This window comes from Rhizorhabdus antheiae (assembly GCF_049889055.1).
Taxonomy (GTDB): domain Bacteria; phylum Pseudomonadota; class Alphaproteobacteria; order Sphingomonadales; family Sphingomonadaceae; genus Rhizorhabdus.
On sequence record NZ_JBLTWO010000002.1, the window covers coordinates 410,413 to 425,135 of the forward strand.

Below are 14,723 nucleotides of genomic sequence, written 5' to 3' on the forward strand. Positions count from 1 at the left end.
TTGCTGGCGGCTTCGCTTACTGGTCGAGGAAGCTGCGCATCTTGCGGCTGCGGCTCGGATGCTTGAGCTTGCGCAGCGCCTTCGCCTCGATCTGGCGGATACGTTCGCGGGTGACCGAGAATTGCTGGCCGACCTCTTCGAGCGTGTGATCGGTGTTCATGCCGATGCCGAAGCGCATGCGCAGCACGCGTTCTTCGCGCGGGGTCAGGCTGGCGAGAACGCGGGTCACCGTTTCCTTGAGGTTCGCCTGGATCGCGGCGTCCACCGGGATGATCGCATTCTTGTCCTCGATGAAGTCGCCGAGATGGCTGTCTTCCTCGTCGCCGATCGGGGTTTCGAGGCTGATCGGCTCCTTGGCGATCTTCATCACCTTGCGGACCTTCTCGAGCGGCATCGACAGACGCTCGGCCAGCTCCTCCGGGGTCGGCTCGCGGCCGATCTCGTGGAGGATCTGACGGCTCGTGCGGACCAGCTTGTTGATCGTTTCGATCATATGGACCGGGATGCGGATGGTCCGCGCCTGATCGGCGATCGAGCGGGTGATCGCCTGCCGGATCCACCAGGTCGCATAGGTCGAGAATTTGTAGCCACGGCGATATTCGAACTTATCGACGGCCTTCATCAGGCCGATATTGCCCTCCTGGATGAGATCCAGAAACTGCAGGCCGCGGTTGGTATATTTCTTGGCGATCGAGATCACGAGCCGCAGGTTCGCCTCGACCATTTCCTTCTTGGCGATGCGCGCCTCGCGCTCGCCCTTCTGGACCATGTTGACGATGCGGCGGAACTCGCTCAGCGCCATGCCGGTCGACTGCGCGATCTCGGAAATCTCATTGCGGATACGCTCTACCGCACCGGCTTCCTGGCCCGCGAAGGCCGCCCACTTCTTGTCGATCCTGGCGACGCGCTCGAGCCAGCCATCCTCGAGCTCATGGTTGATGTAGGATTCGAGGAAGTCGCGGCGGGGCACCTTGTGGCGCTCGGCCAGGCGCAGCATCTGCCCGCCCAGCGTCGTCAGGCGACGGTTGAATGAGTAAAGCTGGTCGACCAGATATTCGATCTTGGCGCCGTGGAACTGGACGCTCTCGACCTCGGCGGTCAGCTGCTCGCGCAGCGACTGGTAGCGCTCTTCCTCCGCCGCCGGGAAATCGTCGCCGACGCTGAGCGCGGCGACGCGGGCTTCCTGCACCTGCGAGAAGGTCTTGTAGAGATCGGTGATGGCCGCGAACCGCTCGAGCGCCATTGGCTTGAGCTGCTCTTCCATCTGCGCGAGGCTGAGGGTGTTGTCCTCGTCCTCTTCTTCCGCCGGCCGAGGAGTGCGACGCTCGGTCATCGACTCCTCGTCTTCGTCGCTCGCCTGCTCTTCCTCGGGCTCGTCCTCTTCCTTGAAGGTCGGTCCGGTCGTCTCGGCGGAAATCTCACCGTCGGCTTCTTCGTTCTCGACCTGCTCGGCGGTCGGGCCCTTCGACAGCATGGCGTCGAGATCGAGGATCTCGCGCAGCTGCATCGTGCCTTCGTTGAGCGCGTTCGACCAGTCGATGATCGCGTTGAAGGTGATCGGGCTTTCGCACAGGCCGAGGATCATCGTGTCGCGGCCGGCCTCGATCCGCTTCGCGATGGCGATTTCACCCTCGCGGCTCAGCAGCTCGACTGCCCCCATTTCGCGCAGATACATGCGCACCGGGTCATCGGTACGGTCGACCGTTTCCTTCTTGGCGGTCGAGGTGAGGGCCGGGCCGGTATCGCCTTCCTCGGACGCGGCAGCCTCGTCGATATTATCCTCTTCCGGCTGCTCGTCTTCGCCGGCATCCTCATTCTCGACGATGTTGACGCCCATCTCGTTGAGGGCCGACATCACGTCCTCGAGCTGGTCGGAGGTCATCTGATCCTGCGGCAGCGCCTCGTTGAGCTGCTCATAGGTGATGTAGCCCTTGCGCTTGGCGCGCGCGATCAGCTTCTTGATCGAGCCCTCGTTGAGGTCGATGAGCGGGGCGTCGCCGTCGATCCGATCGCCACCATCGCTCCCGTTCGTCTTCGCCATCTAAGACCAGCCCTCGTTCGATACAGACCGGATACCCGGCCATAAATAGGTTAAGCGTCCTCGCCGTCCTCGCCTTGGGCGAGATCGGTTAGAACGCGTCGGGCTTCGGCGAGTGCCTCGCGCAGCCTCTGCTGCTCCGACCACTGCGCCTCGCTCGTCTCTATGCTAAACCTGTCGGTCGCCTCGCGCAGCGCGGTATCCAGCATCGGGATGGCCGCAAGGGCGTCGATCATGGCCGACAGGTTTTGCACGGCACGATTATACTCGGCATTGCCGCGTAAAAAGGAAAAGGCAAGAGTGTTCGTAGCCTTGAGCTCCTCGATCACCGCCCCAAGACCCGCTTCGACCAATATGGTTTCGAGTCGATCCTTTTCAAGAACGCCCTCCGAAAAGCTGGCATCGAAGGCCGCTGCGCGCAGAGCGTCGAGCTTGGGATCGTCGAGGGGCAAGGCGGCTACCGTCTCGATCTTTTCCGCCATCACCTCCGGATATCGCAGCAGACCGGCCATCGCGGCCCGGATCACGCCGCGATTGAGGCCGGCGCGAGCGATGGCTCGGGCGGCATCCGATGGCGGCAGGACTTCCGGTTTCCAGGGCTGTCCCGACCGGCGCTGCTGCCGGGGCTGGAAGGGGCGACCGAACTGGCGCCGGGCGGGCGCGAAGCGTTCGTCGAAGCGGCGGCGAAACTCGGCCTGATATTGCTCGCGGACATCGCGGTCCTGGATCGTGGCCGCCAGATCGCCGAGGCGCTTCCTCAGGCCGGCCTTCGCCTCGGGGGTGTCGAGCGGTTGGGCATCGAGTTCGGCGCGCCAGACCAGTTCGTCGAGGCTGATCGTCTCGCCGAGCAGCTGTTCGACCGCGCGCGCGCCGCCCGCCTTGACGAGGTCGTCGGGGTCCTGTCCGCCGGGCAGCAGCGCGAAGCGCAGAGTGCGCCCCGGCACGACCATCGGCAGCGCGCGGTGCGCCGCACGTACGGCGGCCTTCTGTCCGGCCTTGTCTCCGTCGAAACAGAGAATCGGTGTTTCGGCCATCCGCCACAGCCGTTCGAGCTGCATTTCGGTCAGCGCGGTCCCGAGCGGCGCGACCGCTTCGTCGATCCCGGCCTTGGCCAGGGCGATGACATCCATATAGCCCTCGACGGCGATCACGCGCCCGGCCTTGCGCGCCGCGCCGCCGGCCCGGTCGATATTGAACAGCGTCCGGCCCTTGTCGAACAGGGGGGTGTCCGGAGAGTTCAGATATTTGGGCTCGCCCTGGTCCAATATGCGCCCGCCAAAGGCGATGACCCGGCCGCGCGCGTCGCGGATCGGAATCATAAGCCGGCCGCGAAAGCGGTCATAGGGCTCCTTGCCCTCGACCGAGATCAGCATGCCGCATTCGATAAGTTGCTCGTCGCCGAAGCTCTTGAGAGCGGCCCTCAGGCGTCCGCGAGTGTCGGGCGCGAAGCCCATGCCAAACGCCTTGGCGAGCGATGCACTGATCCCGCGGCGCTCAAGATAGGTGCGTGCGGCGGTCCCGTCGATGCCGCCCAACTGCTCCTCGAACCAGTTGGCGGCGGCCTGCATGACGTCGTGGAGACCCGCCTGCCGCTCGTTGCGCTGGGCGGCGCGCGGATCGGGCGCGGGCACCTCCATGCCCGCACTCCCGGCGAGTTCCTTGACCGCATCGATGAAGCTGAGGCCCTTGGCCTCGGTCAGGAATCGGATCGCGTCGCCATGCGCGCCGCAGCCGAAACAGTGGTAGAAGCCCTTGTCGTCGTTGACGTAGAAGCTCGGGCTCTTCTCGTCATGAAATGGGCAGCAGGCCTTATACTCGCGCCCCGCCTTGACGAGCTTTACCGAGCGCCCGATCAGCGTCGACAGCGTGACCCGACCGCGCAGTTCGTCGAGAAATTGCGGCGAAAGCGACATGGTCGGTCAGACCGGCTTCGACAGGGCAGGGCGGCGAGCGCCCTCTGCCGGCGCTATCACCCCGCCAACCGGGCCTTCACGAGGCCGCTTGCCTTGCCCATGTCCATCTGGCCGGCGAAGCGCTCCTTCAGCGCGGCCATCACGCGGCCCATGTCCTTGACCGAGGATGCGTCGAGTTCGGCCGCTAGCGCGTCGATCGCGGCGCGGGCCTCGTCCTCGCTCATCTGGCGCGGCAGGAAGCGCTCGATCACCTCGACCTCGGCCGCTTCGGCGGCGGCGAGTTCCGGACGGTTGCCCTTCTCGTACATCTCGATGGATTCGCGGCGCTGCTTGATCATCTTCTGCAGCACTTCGGTGATCAGCAGATCGTCATCGGGAAGGGTGGCAGCGGTCCGCAGCTCGATGTCGCGGTTCTTGATGGTCGACTGGATCAGGCGGATTGCCGCCGTCGTGGTCGTGTCGCGCGCCTTCATGGCGACGACGAGAGCCGCCTTGATATCGTCTCGAATCATGGGGTGCACCAAAGCTGGTTCCGGAAAGGAGGTCGCCTAGCACAGAGAAAGTTATTTTAATAGAATTGACCCTGTGGTGTGGGGCCCCTAGTTACGCCGCCGTTTGCCCGCCGACCCAAGCCCAAAGGAGAGCCCTAGTGGCCCAGCCCGATCACGCGCGTCCGATACCCCCCGAGGGAGCCACGGGCGTCCTAGTATTGGGCGATGGCACCGTCATATGGGGCAGGGGCTTCGGCGCCGAGGGCGATGCCGTCGGTGAAGTCTGCTTCAACACCGCGATGACCGGCTATCAGGAGGTGATGACCGATCCCTCCTATGCCGGGCAGATCATCACCTTCACCTTCCCGCATATCGGCAATGTCGGCACCAATGCCGAGGATGTCGAAGCGACCAACCCCCACGCCCTGGGCATGATCGTTCGGGAGGATGTCACCGGGCAGGCCAATTTCCGAGCCACGCAGCACCTCGACAGCTGGCTGCGCCAGAACGGGCGGATCGGCATCTCCGGCGTCGATACCCGCGCCCTGACCCGGCTGATCCGCATCCAGGGCGCCCCCAATGGTGTGATTGCCCACAATGCCGAGGGTCGCTTCGACATCGATGCGCTGATCGCCAAGGCACGCGCCTGGCCGGGGCTGGAAGGCATGGACCTCGCGAAGCAGGTCGCGACCACCCAGACCTACACGTGGAATGACGGCCTGTGGGCGATCAGGGAGGGCTATGCGGTCGATGCGGCCGCCGCCGACGCGCCGCACGTCGTCGCGATCGACTTCGGCCTGAAGCGCAACATCCTGCGCAACCTGGTCGCGGCCGGCGCGCGGGTGACAGTGGTTCCGGCGACCGCCAGTTTCGAAGAGGTGATGTCGCACGAGCCGGACGGGGTGTTCCTTTCCAACGGTCCCGGCGATCCCGCCGCCACCGGCGAATATGCGGTGCCCGTGATCCGTCAGCTGCTCGAAACCGGCAAGCCGCTGTTCGGTATCTGCCTGGGGCATCAGATGCTTGGCCTCGCCGTGGGCGCGCGCACCTACAAGATGCATCAGGGGCATCGCGGCGCCAATCATCCGGTCAAGCGCAACGACGACGGCCGCGTCGAGATCACCTCGATGAACCATGGCTTCGCGGTCGACACCGAAAGCCTCCCGGTCAATGTCGAGCCGACCCATGTCTCTCTGTTCGACGGCAGCCTTGCCGGTCTTCGCCTGACCGACAAGCCGGCGTTCAGCGTCCAGTACCATCCCGAAGCAAGCCCCGGCCCGCAGGACAGCCATTATCTGTTCCAGCAGTTCGTCGGTCAGTTGAAGAAGAGCGCCTGATGCCCAAGCGTACCGACATCAAATCGATCCTGATCATCGGCGCCGGGCCGATCGTCATCGGCCAGGCCTGCGAGTTCGACTATTCGGGCACCCAGGCATGCAAGGCGCTCCGCGAGGAAGGCTATCGCATCATATTGGTCAACTCCAATCCGGCCACGATCATGACCGATCCGGACATGGCGGATGCGACCTATGTCGAGCCCATCACGCCCGAGATCGTCGCCAAGATCATCGAGAAGGAGCGGCCCGACGCGGTCCTGCCGACGATGGGCGGACAGACCGCGCTCAACACGGCTCTCGCGCTGTTCAATGACGGCACGCTCGAAAAATATGGCTGCCAGATGATCGGGGCAGACGCCGAGGCCATCGACAAGGCCGAGGACCGCATGAAGTTCCGCCAGGCGATGGACAAGATCGGGCTCGAGAGCCCGCGCTCGGACGTCGCGCATACGCTCGAGGAGGCGCTCCGCATTCTCGATTATGTCGGCCTGCCGACGATCATCCGCCCGAGCTTCACCATGGGCGGCACCGGCGGCGGCATCGCCTATAACAAGGACGAATTCGTCAAGATCGTCACCGGCGGCCTCGACGCCTCGCCGACCACCGAAGTCCTGATCGAGGAATCGGTCCTGGGCTGGAAGGAGTATGAGATGGAGGTCGTGCGGGATCGCAACGACAACGCCATCATCGTCTGCTCGATCGAGAATGTCGATCCGATGGGGGTCCATACCGGCGACTCGATCACGGTCGCTCCGGCGCTGACGCTCACCGACAAGGAATATCAGATCATGCGCAACGCCTCGCTGGCGGTGCTGCGTGAGATCGGTGTCGAGACGGGCGGTTCCAACGTCCAGTTCGCGGTCAACCCCGCCGACGGTCGCCTCGTCGTGATCGAGATGAACCCCCGCGTGTCGCGCTCCTCGGCGCTCGCGTCGAAGGCGACGGGTTTCCCGATCGCCAAAGTCGCCGCCAAGCTGGCGGTCGGCTACACGCTCGACGAGATCATGAACGACATCACCGGGGCGACCCCGGCTTCGTTCGAACCGACGATCGACTATGTCGTCACCAAGATCCCGCGCTTCGCCTTCGAGAAGTTCAAGGGCGCCGAGCCGCTGCTCTCGACCGCGATGAAATCGGTCGGCGAGACGATGGCGATCGGCCGCAATATCCATGAGTCGATGCAGAAGGCCTTGCGCGGCCTCGAAACCGGTCTGTCGGGCTTCAACATCGTCGATCAGCTCAAGGGCGCGCCCAAGTCGGTGATTGCCGAGGAACTGGCGCGGCCGACTCCGGACCGCCTTCTGGTTGCTGCCCAGGCGCTGCGTGAAGGTTTTACCGTCGACGAGATCCACCGCATCGCCAAGTTCGAACCCTGGTTCATCGAGCGTCTGGCCGAGATCGTCGCCGCCGAACAGGAAGTGTGCCGCAACGGCCTGCCGCAGGACGCGGCCGGCATGCGCCGCCTCAAGTCGATGGGCTTCTCCGACAAGCGGCTCGCCTGGCTGGCGCTGCAGTCGGCCAATCTGGCGGGCATGGCGCGCGAGCAGGCGCGTGGATCGGGCATCGTCCATGATGTCGCAAAGGCACTGACCGGCGGCATCACCGAGAAGGAAGTGCGCGCGCATCGCCACAAGCTGGGCGTGCGTCCGGTCTACAAGCGGATCGACACCTGCGCGGCCGAATTCGAAGCCAAGACGCCCTATATGTACTCGACTTATGAGGCGCCGAGCTTCGGCGAGCCCGAGTGCGAGAGCCAGCCGACCGATCGTGAGAAGATCGTGATTCTGGGCGGCGGTCCGAACCGGATCGGGCAGGGGATCGAGTTCGACTATTGCTGCTGCCACGCCTGCTTCGCGCTGGAAGAGGCGGGCTATGAGACGATCATGGTCAACTGCAATCCCGAGACGGTCTCGACCGACTATGACACGTCGGACCGCCTCTATTTCGAGCCGCTGACGGCCGAGGACGTGCTCGAAATCCTCCATGTCGAGCAGTCGCGTGGCACGCTCAAGGGCGTAATCGTCCAGTTCGGCGGGCAGACCCCGCTCAAGCTGGCGCAGGAACTGGAGGATGCGGGCATCCCGATCCTCGGCACCAGCCCCGATGCGATCGACCTTGCCGAGGATCGCGAGCGTTTCGCGGCGCTGGTCTCCGATCTCGGCCTGCGGCAGCCGCGCAACGGCATCGCGCGCAGCCGCGAGGAGGCCCTCGTGGTCGCCGAGCGGGTTGGCTACCCGGTCCTGATGCGTCCGTCCTATGTGCTCGGCGGGCGCGCGATGGAGATCGTCGAGGATCCCGCGCAGCTCGAACAGTATATCACGACTGCGGTACAAGTGTCTGGTGATTCACCGGTTTTGATCGATCAATATCTGCGCGATGCGGTCGAGGTCGACGTCGACGCGATCTGCGACGGGGACGATGTCGTCGTTGCGGGCGTGCTTCAGCATATTGAGGAAGCCGGGGTCCATTCGGGCGACAGCGCCTGCACCCTGCCGCCCTATAATCTGGCGCAGGACATCATCGACGAAATCCGCCGCCAGACCGATGCGCTCGCACGGGCGCTGCACGTGCGTGGACTGATGAACGTCCAGTTCGCAGTCAAGGACGGTGCGGTCTATCTGATCGAGGTCAACCCGCGCGCCAGCCGCACGGTGCCGTTCGTCGCCAAGGCGATCGGCCAGCCCATCGCCAAGATCGCCGCGCGCGTCATGGCGGGCGAAAAGCTCGCTACGCTGCCGACGATCAATCTCGATGTCGGCCATATTGCCGTGAAGGAAGCCGTCTTCCCCTTCGCCCGCTTCCCCGGTGTCGATCCGGTGCTCAGTCCGGAAATGAAGTCGACTGGCGAAGTCATGGGAATCGATAGCGATTTCGGGACAGCTTTTGCCAAGGCTCAGCTTGGCGCTGGCACCAAATTGCCGCTCGCCGGAACGGCTTTCGTATCGGTCAAGGACAGCGACAAGAAGCATATCCTGCCGGCGGTGCGGAAGCTGATCGAGATGGGCTTCACCATCCTCGCCACGGGGGGAACTGCCAAGTTCCTCAGCGACGAGGGCCTTTCGATCGAGACCGTCCTCAAGATGCGCGAGGGACGGCCGAACATCGTCGACCGGATCGTCGATCGCGACGTCGACCTGATCTTCAACACCACCGAGGGCTGGCAGTCGCTGCTGGACTCGAAGGCGATCAGGACTTCGGCGCTCTACGGGCGCGTGCCCTACTTCACCACGGCGGCGGCCAGCGTCGCGGCGGCAGAGGCAATTGGCGCATTGCGGGAGCGCAAGCTTGAAGTGCGATCACTTCAATCCTATTATTCCGCTTCGCACGCCTGATCCCTGCAGCGGTGGAGTTCAGTGCGGGCGGCCCGACCGGGGTCGTCCGGCGGCGATATTTTGATGAAGGATTTTGAGTACGATGGCGGGCGTTGATAAGTTGCCGATGCTGGCAGAGGGGCAGAAGATGCTCGAGCAAGAGCTCATGCGCCTCAAAGCCGAGCGGCCGCTCATCATCGATGCGATCGAGGAGGCGCGCGCGCATGGAGACCTCTCCGAAAACGCCGAATATCACGCCGCCAAGGAGCGCCAGGGCCAGATCGAGGCATCGATTGCCGACATCGAGGACCGTCTCAGCCGTGCGCAGGTGATCGATCCGACGACGCTGTCGGGCGACAAGATCGTGTTCGGTGCTACCGTGACCCTGCTCGACGACGACGAGAAGCCCGTGCGCTATCAGATCGTCGGACAGACCGAGGCGGATGCCAAGACGGGCAAGATCTCCTACAACTCGCCGCTCGGCCGCGCCCTGATCGGCAAGAGGGTCGACGACGAAGTCGAAGTGACCGTCCCGTCGGGTGACCGCTTCTATCTCGTCTCGAAAATCGAGTTCATCTGATCGGGCGCCGGTCGTGACGGTTCCGGCGGCGCGGGCGACCAATGCCATAGCGCTGCTGACCTGTGCGGTTTTCCTGCTTTCCCTGCTGGCGGGGAATGGTGAAGCGCTCGATTTGATGGCGGGGTTCGTCCCGGCGCGTTTTCTCGGTGTTCAGATCCCCGAAGCGCTGCCGGCGTGGATCACGCCGCTGACGGCGACGCTGCTTCATGGTGGATGGTTGCATCTGGCCTTCAACATGCTCATGCTGCTCTTCTGCGGCCGCATGGTCGAGGCCGTGCTCGGCATGCCCGGCTTCCTGCTCCTCTATCTCACCGGCGCTTACGCCGCCGCCTTCGGGCAATATCTGATCGATCCGGCAAGCCTCAGCCCGATGATCGGGGCGAGCGGCGCGATCTCGGCTGTGTTCGGCGCTTATGCGCTCCTGTTCGGGAAGCCCAGGCTGCTGCTCGGCCATCCGCGCGCGGCGCTTCTGGTCAATATAGTCTGGCTTGCCCTTGCCTGGGTCGGTGTGCAGTTCCTGATGGGCTTGGCTTTCTCCGGCATGGGCATGGCGATCGCAGTGGGTGCGCATGTCGGTGGGTTCGTCGCCGGTCTCGCAACCGCTCCGTTGTTCATGATCTATCGCAGAGGACAGGTTGGCTGAACGAAAAAGGGGCAGGCTCTCGCGAACCCACCCCTTTTCCGAATGCCTGCCGATGTGGCATCAGGGCAGATCGGGCTCGAGCAGCTTGTGCAGATGCACCACCACATATTTCATCTCGGCATCATCGACCGTCCGCTGCGCAGCGCTGCGCCAGGCCTTTTCCGCGGACTTATAGTCCTCGAAAAAGCCGACCACGTCGATCTTGCCGAGATCCTCGAAATCGAGCTTCTGGGGGTCCTTGACCCGGCCGCCGAACACCAGATGGATCTTGCTCATTTCCTATCTCCGTTGATCGTCCAAAAGACGAAGCCCGGCTCCTGCTCCTGTCGAATAATGGCGATGTTTTGAAGCATGATCCTCGCGCGTTGCATTGATATTAGCTACGCGACTTCATCATCGCAATCAGCCCGTCGATGCCCTTGCGCTGGATGATCGCATCGAAATCCTGGCCCTGGGTCACGGCCAGGTTGATGTTGGCGACCGTCAGATTGGTGACCTTGAATGTCGGTCCGACCTTGGCGACCGACCAGACTGCGCTGATCGGTGCGGCGCCGGGCTTCTGGACCTGGGTCACGACATTGAAGCCGCTGCCGGCGGGAGCGGTGCGGATCACCTTCATCGACGCATTGGCATAATCGTAGAGATTGTCCGAATAGGTGCCGATGATGAAGGTCGGTATCGCCGCCTTGTAAGCAGCCTTCTGCTCGGGCGTGATTTGATTGTTCCAACGGCGGATCAGGCGCTCGCCGATCGCGTCGATCGCGAAGTGCTGCGACAGAAGCTCGCGGAATTTGGAGCGCACCGCCGTCTTATTGCCGGTCTTCAGAACCGCGAAAGCCTCGGTGCCGAGCGAGGAAATGAAAGTGGCTGCATCCTGATTGGCGACGACGGCCGCCGTCGCGGGTGCGATCGGAGCCGCGACGCTGAGTACGCCTGCCAGGGCGACAGCGGCGGGCAAAAGAAACGTCTTCATTATTGGAACTCCATGGGCATCATAGCGCCTGTCCTGACCCGGAGATAGCGGGTCGAGCCTGAACGCGGTTTGAACTGTGACGGCTCCGCAAGGTTATGCGGAACTGTGGCAAGCACCGTCAGCTGCGCACTTTCTCGATCGCGGCTGATCCTGCGCTCTCGGCGACCTCTGCGATCGATCCGATCAACCGGCCGACCTGCTTGCCGGCAGCATCGGAATTGATGCCGAGCTCGCCAAGCTTTGCCTGACCGGCATCGCGTGCAGCGGTCACCGCCTCCTTGGCGCGGTCGGCGATCGTCTCGCCGATCGTACCGAGCAACTGCTCCTCCTGCCGGGTGCGCGGCAGCACCGCTCCGAGCACCGCGCCGACCGCCAGGCCGCCGACCAGGGCGGCAACGGGAAAGGCCTCAACCTTTTCGGCGGCCTTGTGCCCGGCCTCGCGCGCGACATCGGCCGTCTTGCGCAGCCGCTCTTCGGCAAAAGCGCGGGCTTCTGCTGCGCGGTCCCGTTTGGCGGAAGGCGACGCAGGGGCTTTCTTGCTGTTCGTCATGGCTTCTACTCCTTGGACCGGCTCTCACCGGAAGCTGAACTGTCGGATGATTGGAAACTCGCCGAGGCGCGTGCGGTTGCACCAGCCAGACGAAGAAGCAGTCGATGAAGCGGCAGCCGCAGCAGGACGAAGGTCAGCGCGATGGCCGCGGCCGCCGACCGCACCGGCCGGCGCCTTACCGTTTCGATCGCGCTGTTTGTCGCCCGCTGCGCATGATCGACGACGATGTCGGCGATGTCGGCAATCAGCGCCTGCGGATGCAACCGGGCCTGCGCCTCACCGACCGTGTCGACGAGCTGATTGCGGGCGGCATGGGCCTTCTGACGCACCTTTTCGAACAGTTCGTCGATCGGGCTGGTGAGCCTGGCTGCTTCGGCGAGGTCTTCATCCTCGGGGTCTTCTGCAACCAGCACGAGCTTTCGCACGCCCGCACGGATCGCAAGCAGTGCCACGCCCACGCCCAGCGCGACCGAGATCGCTGCACCGCCCAGCCGTCCGACCCAGGGGGTCAGGACGAAGGACAAAGTGACCAGAAAGGTGACCGCCGCCGCCTGGCCCATGATGGCTCCGACGAGCAGCAGCGCCGCCCCGGTTCGTGCACGCCCCAGCCGGCGGTAGAAATCGGTTCGTGCGAGAGCGATCTCGGCCTTGACCACCGCGCGACCGTCTTCGACGACGCGCGCGAGCACGGCGCCGATCGGCTCCTTGTCCTGTCGGTTGTCCTCCACCAGGGATCAGGGTGCCGGCGGAGTGTCGTCGGACGTACCGGTGACGTTCGTCTGCGAGGTTGCCTCTTCGCTGGGTGCAGCCGGAGCCGCGCCTGCCGATGGAGCGGCTTCCGCCTTGGGAACTGCAGTCGCTGCCTTGGGCTTCGGGGGCGAAGCCTTGCGGGCCGTCGCCTTGCGCGCAGGCTTGGCCGGAGCGTCGGAAACCGGCCCTGCAGCGGAAGCCGGGCTCTCTCCCGATGCGCCGTCATTGCCGGCCTTGGGCGTCAGGCCCGACTTCACGACGCGCGCCAGCACGAAACCCACGGCGGCTGCCGCTGCGATGGCGATCGCAGGCGAAGACCGCACCATGTTGCGGGCATCGTCGATCAGTTCGTCGGCATCCTTCTCGCGCAGATTGGACGCCAGGCCTTCGACGGCATCGGCGGCCTGGCGGATATAGCCGCCATATTGCTCGCCCAGCCGTTCGCTGACCTGCTCGGCCGCGTCGCCAACGAGGCTTGCGACATTGTCCAGTGCTTCCACGGCGCGGTCCTTGCCCTGAAGCGTATAATCCTTGACCTTCGAGCCCGCCTGTTCGGAGAAGCTCGCGGCGGTGTCCGCAAACGCCTTGCGGGCGCTTTCGAACGCAGTGCCGTTTCCGGTTTCGTCGGTCGCCATGTCGATCGCCTCCATCAAAACATATGGCCTAAGAACCAGATGGGACGGATTGCGTTCCTTTACCAGTCCCGAAACGACTTCATATTTGCCTAACGTGGGCGGCGCGGATAGAGCGCGGGCATCCTAACGTCCATCAGCAGAGGTACGCGCCAGCATGACCGCCATCGTCGACGTCCACGCCCGCCAGATCATCGACAGCCGGGGCAATCCCACGGTCGAAGTCGACATCACTCTCGAAGATGGCAGCTTCGGTCGTGCAGCCGTGCCTTCCGGTGCCTCGACGGGGGCATATGAAGCGGTCGAGAAGCGCGATGGCGACAAATCGCGCTGGTTGGGCAAGGGCGTCGAGACTGCGGTCGAAGCGGTCAACGGCGAGATTGCCGATGCGATCCTGGGGATGGAAGCCGAGGACCAGAGCGAGATCGACGCGCGGATGATCGAACTGGATGGCACTGCCAATAAGGGCCGCCTTGGTGCCAACGCGATCCTGGGCGCGAGCCTCGCGGTGGCCCGTGCGGCGGCGGACGCGCGCTCGCTGCCGCTCTACCGCTATGTCGGCGGTGTTTCGGCACAGGTTCTGCCGGTTCCGATGATGAACATCATCAACGGCGGCGCACATGCCGACAACCCAATCGACTTCCAGGAATTCATGATCATGCCGGTCGGCGCGGACAGTCTGCTCGACGCCGTGCGCTGCGGATCGGAGATCTTCCATACGCTCAAGAAAGCGCTGCACGACAAGGGCCTGGCCACGGCTGTTGGCGATGAGGGCGGCTTCGCGCCGAACCTGGCCTCCGCTCCTGATGCGCTCGACTTCATCATGCAGTCGATCGAAAAGGCCGGTTACAAGCCGGGCGAGGACGTCGTGCTCGCGCTCGACTGCGCCGCGACCGAGTTCTTCAAGGACGGCGTCTATGATTTTCATGGCGAGGGCGTGAAGCGTTCCCCAGAGGAAATGGCCGACTATCTCGCCGATCTTGTCGCCCGTTATCCGATCGTGTCGATCGAGGACGGCATGGGCGAAGACGATTTCGCCGGATGGAAGATCCTGACCGACAAGATCGGCAATCGTTGCCAGCTGGTCGGCGACGATCTGTTCGTGACCAATCCGAAGCGCCTTGCGCAGGGCATCAAGGACGGCCTCGCCAACTCGCTGCTGGTGAAGGTCAACCAGATCGGTACCCTGTCCGAAACACTCGAGGCGGTGAGCCTCGCCCAGCGTGCCGGTTACACGGCCGTCATGTCGCACCGCTCAGGCGAGACCGAGGATTCGACCATCGCCGATCTCGCGGTCGCCACCAACTGTGGCCAGATCAAGACCGGCAGCCTCGCGCGCTCGGACCGGTTGGCGAAGTACAACCAGCTGATCCGCATCGAGGAAGAGCTGGGCCCGGTCGCGGTCTATGCCGGCCGCTCGGCGATCAAGTCGCTCGGCTGATTTCCCGATCGCCCACTACGGGCGATCACGTAGTTGTTGAGACTTCTTTCCGGTCTAGCCTCGC

Annotated in this window: 13 protein-coding genes; 5 read left to right on the forward strand and 8 right to left on the reverse strand. The window is 64.1% G+C overall.

The genetic code is table 11. The annotated features are described in order from the left end of the window. Positions 1-16: 16 nt before the first annotated feature. Genes rpoD through ACNI3R_RS06320 form a run of 3 tightly spaced genes read right to left on the reverse strand, consistent with a single transcriptional unit; the run spans position 17 to position 4,463 of the window. On the reverse strand, positions 17-2,041 hold the full coding sequence (rpoD, locus tag ACNI3R_RS06310; protein WP_426180891.1) for an RNA polymerase sigma factor RpoD: 2,025 nt from the start codon (positions 2,039-2,041) through the stop codon (positions 17-19). A gap of 50 nt (positions 2,042-2,091) precedes the next feature. Then, entirely contained in the window at positions 2,092-3,951 is a 1,860-nt protein-coding gene (dnaG, locus tag ACNI3R_RS06315) for a DNA primase (RefSeq protein ID WP_426180893.1), read from the reverse strand. A gap of 56 nt (positions 3,952-4,007) precedes the next feature. Beyond that, positions 4,008-4,463 carry a GatB/YqeY domain-containing protein gene (locus ACNI3R_RS06320; protein ID WP_426180895.1) on the reverse strand — a complete coding sequence of 152 codons (456 nt, stop codon included), beginning with the start codon at positions 4,461-4,463 and terminating at the stop codon, positions 4,008-4,010. 137 nt (positions 4,464-4,600) lie between these two features. On the opposite strand from ACNI3R_RS06320, the gene carA reads away from it, so the two are divergent. The 4 genes from carA (at position 4,601) to ACNI3R_RS06340 (ending at position 10,313) form a co-directional block, all read left to right on the forward strand. After that, on the forward strand, positions 4,601-5,779 hold the full coding sequence (carA, locus tag ACNI3R_RS06325; RefSeq protein ID WP_426180897.1) for a glutamine-hydrolyzing carbamoyl-phosphate synthase small subunit: 1,179 nt from the start codon (positions 4,601-4,603) through the stop codon (positions 5,777-5,779). Beyond that, positions 5,779-9,111: a carbamoyl-phosphate synthase large subunit gene (carB, locus tag ACNI3R_RS06330; RefSeq protein ID WP_426180899.1), complete on the forward strand. Its 3,333-nt coding sequence runs from the start codon at positions 5,779-5,781 to the stop codon at positions 9,109-9,111. The genes carA and carB overlap by 1 nt, the downstream gene beginning before the upstream one ends. Positions 9,112-9,193: 82 nt before the next feature. Further along, positions 9,194-9,670 (forward strand): transcription elongation factor GreA, encoded by a 477-nt coding sequence (gene greA, locus ACNI3R_RS06335; RefSeq protein ID WP_426180901.1) that lies wholly within the window; start codon positions 9,194-9,196, stop codon positions 9,668-9,670. Between the two features lie 13 nt (positions 9,671-9,683). After that, positions 9,684-10,313: a rhomboid family intramembrane serine protease gene (locus ACNI3R_RS06340; protein WP_426180903.1), complete on the forward strand. Its 630-nt coding sequence runs from the start codon at positions 9,684-9,686 to the stop codon at positions 10,311-10,313. 60 nt (positions 10,314-10,373) lie between these two features. On the opposite strand, the gene ACNI3R_RS06345 is transcribed toward ACNI3R_RS06340, so the two are convergent. The 5 genes from ACNI3R_RS06345 to ACNI3R_RS06365 all read right to left on the reverse strand — a co-directional run bounded on the left by ACNI3R_RS06345 (position 10,374) and on the right by ACNI3R_RS06365 (position 13,221). Then, on the reverse strand, positions 10,374-10,589 hold the full coding sequence (locus ACNI3R_RS06345; protein ID WP_426180905.1) for a DUF4170 domain-containing protein: 216 nt from the start codon (positions 10,587-10,589) through the stop codon (positions 10,374-10,376). Positions 10,590-10,689: 100 nt separating this feature from the next. Then, complete coding sequence (locus ACNI3R_RS06350; protein ID WP_426180907.1) at positions 10,690-11,286, reverse strand: MlaC/ttg2D family ABC transporter substrate-binding protein; 597 nt, start codon at positions 11,284-11,286, stop codon at positions 10,690-10,692. Positions 11,287-11,404: 118 nt separating this feature from the next. After that, a complete protein-coding gene (locus ACNI3R_RS06355; RefSeq protein WP_426180909.1) occupies positions 11,405-11,836 on the reverse strand; it encodes a hypothetical protein in 432 nt (143 codons plus the stop codon). Between the two features lie 5 nt (positions 11,837-11,841). Beyond that, the gene (locus ACNI3R_RS06360) at positions 11,842-12,564 is read right to left on the reverse strand and encodes a phage holin family protein (RefSeq protein WP_426180911.1); all 723 of its coding nucleotides are present in this window, start codon (positions 12,562-12,564) and stop codon (positions 11,842-11,844) included. Positions 12,565-12,570: 6 nt separating this feature from the next. Beyond that, positions 12,571-13,221, reverse strand: coding sequence for a hypothetical protein (locus ACNI3R_RS06365; protein WP_426180913.1), 651 nt, complete (start codon positions 13,219-13,221; stop codon positions 12,571-12,573). Positions 13,222-13,375: 154 nt separating this feature from the next. On the opposite strand from ACNI3R_RS06365, the gene eno reads away from it, so the two are divergent. Continuing rightward, complete coding sequence (gene eno, locus ACNI3R_RS06370; protein WP_426180915.1) at positions 13,376-14,659, forward strand: phosphopyruvate hydratase; 1,284 nt, start codon at positions 13,376-13,378, stop codon at positions 14,657-14,659. Positions 14,660-14,723: the final 64 nt, after the last annotated feature.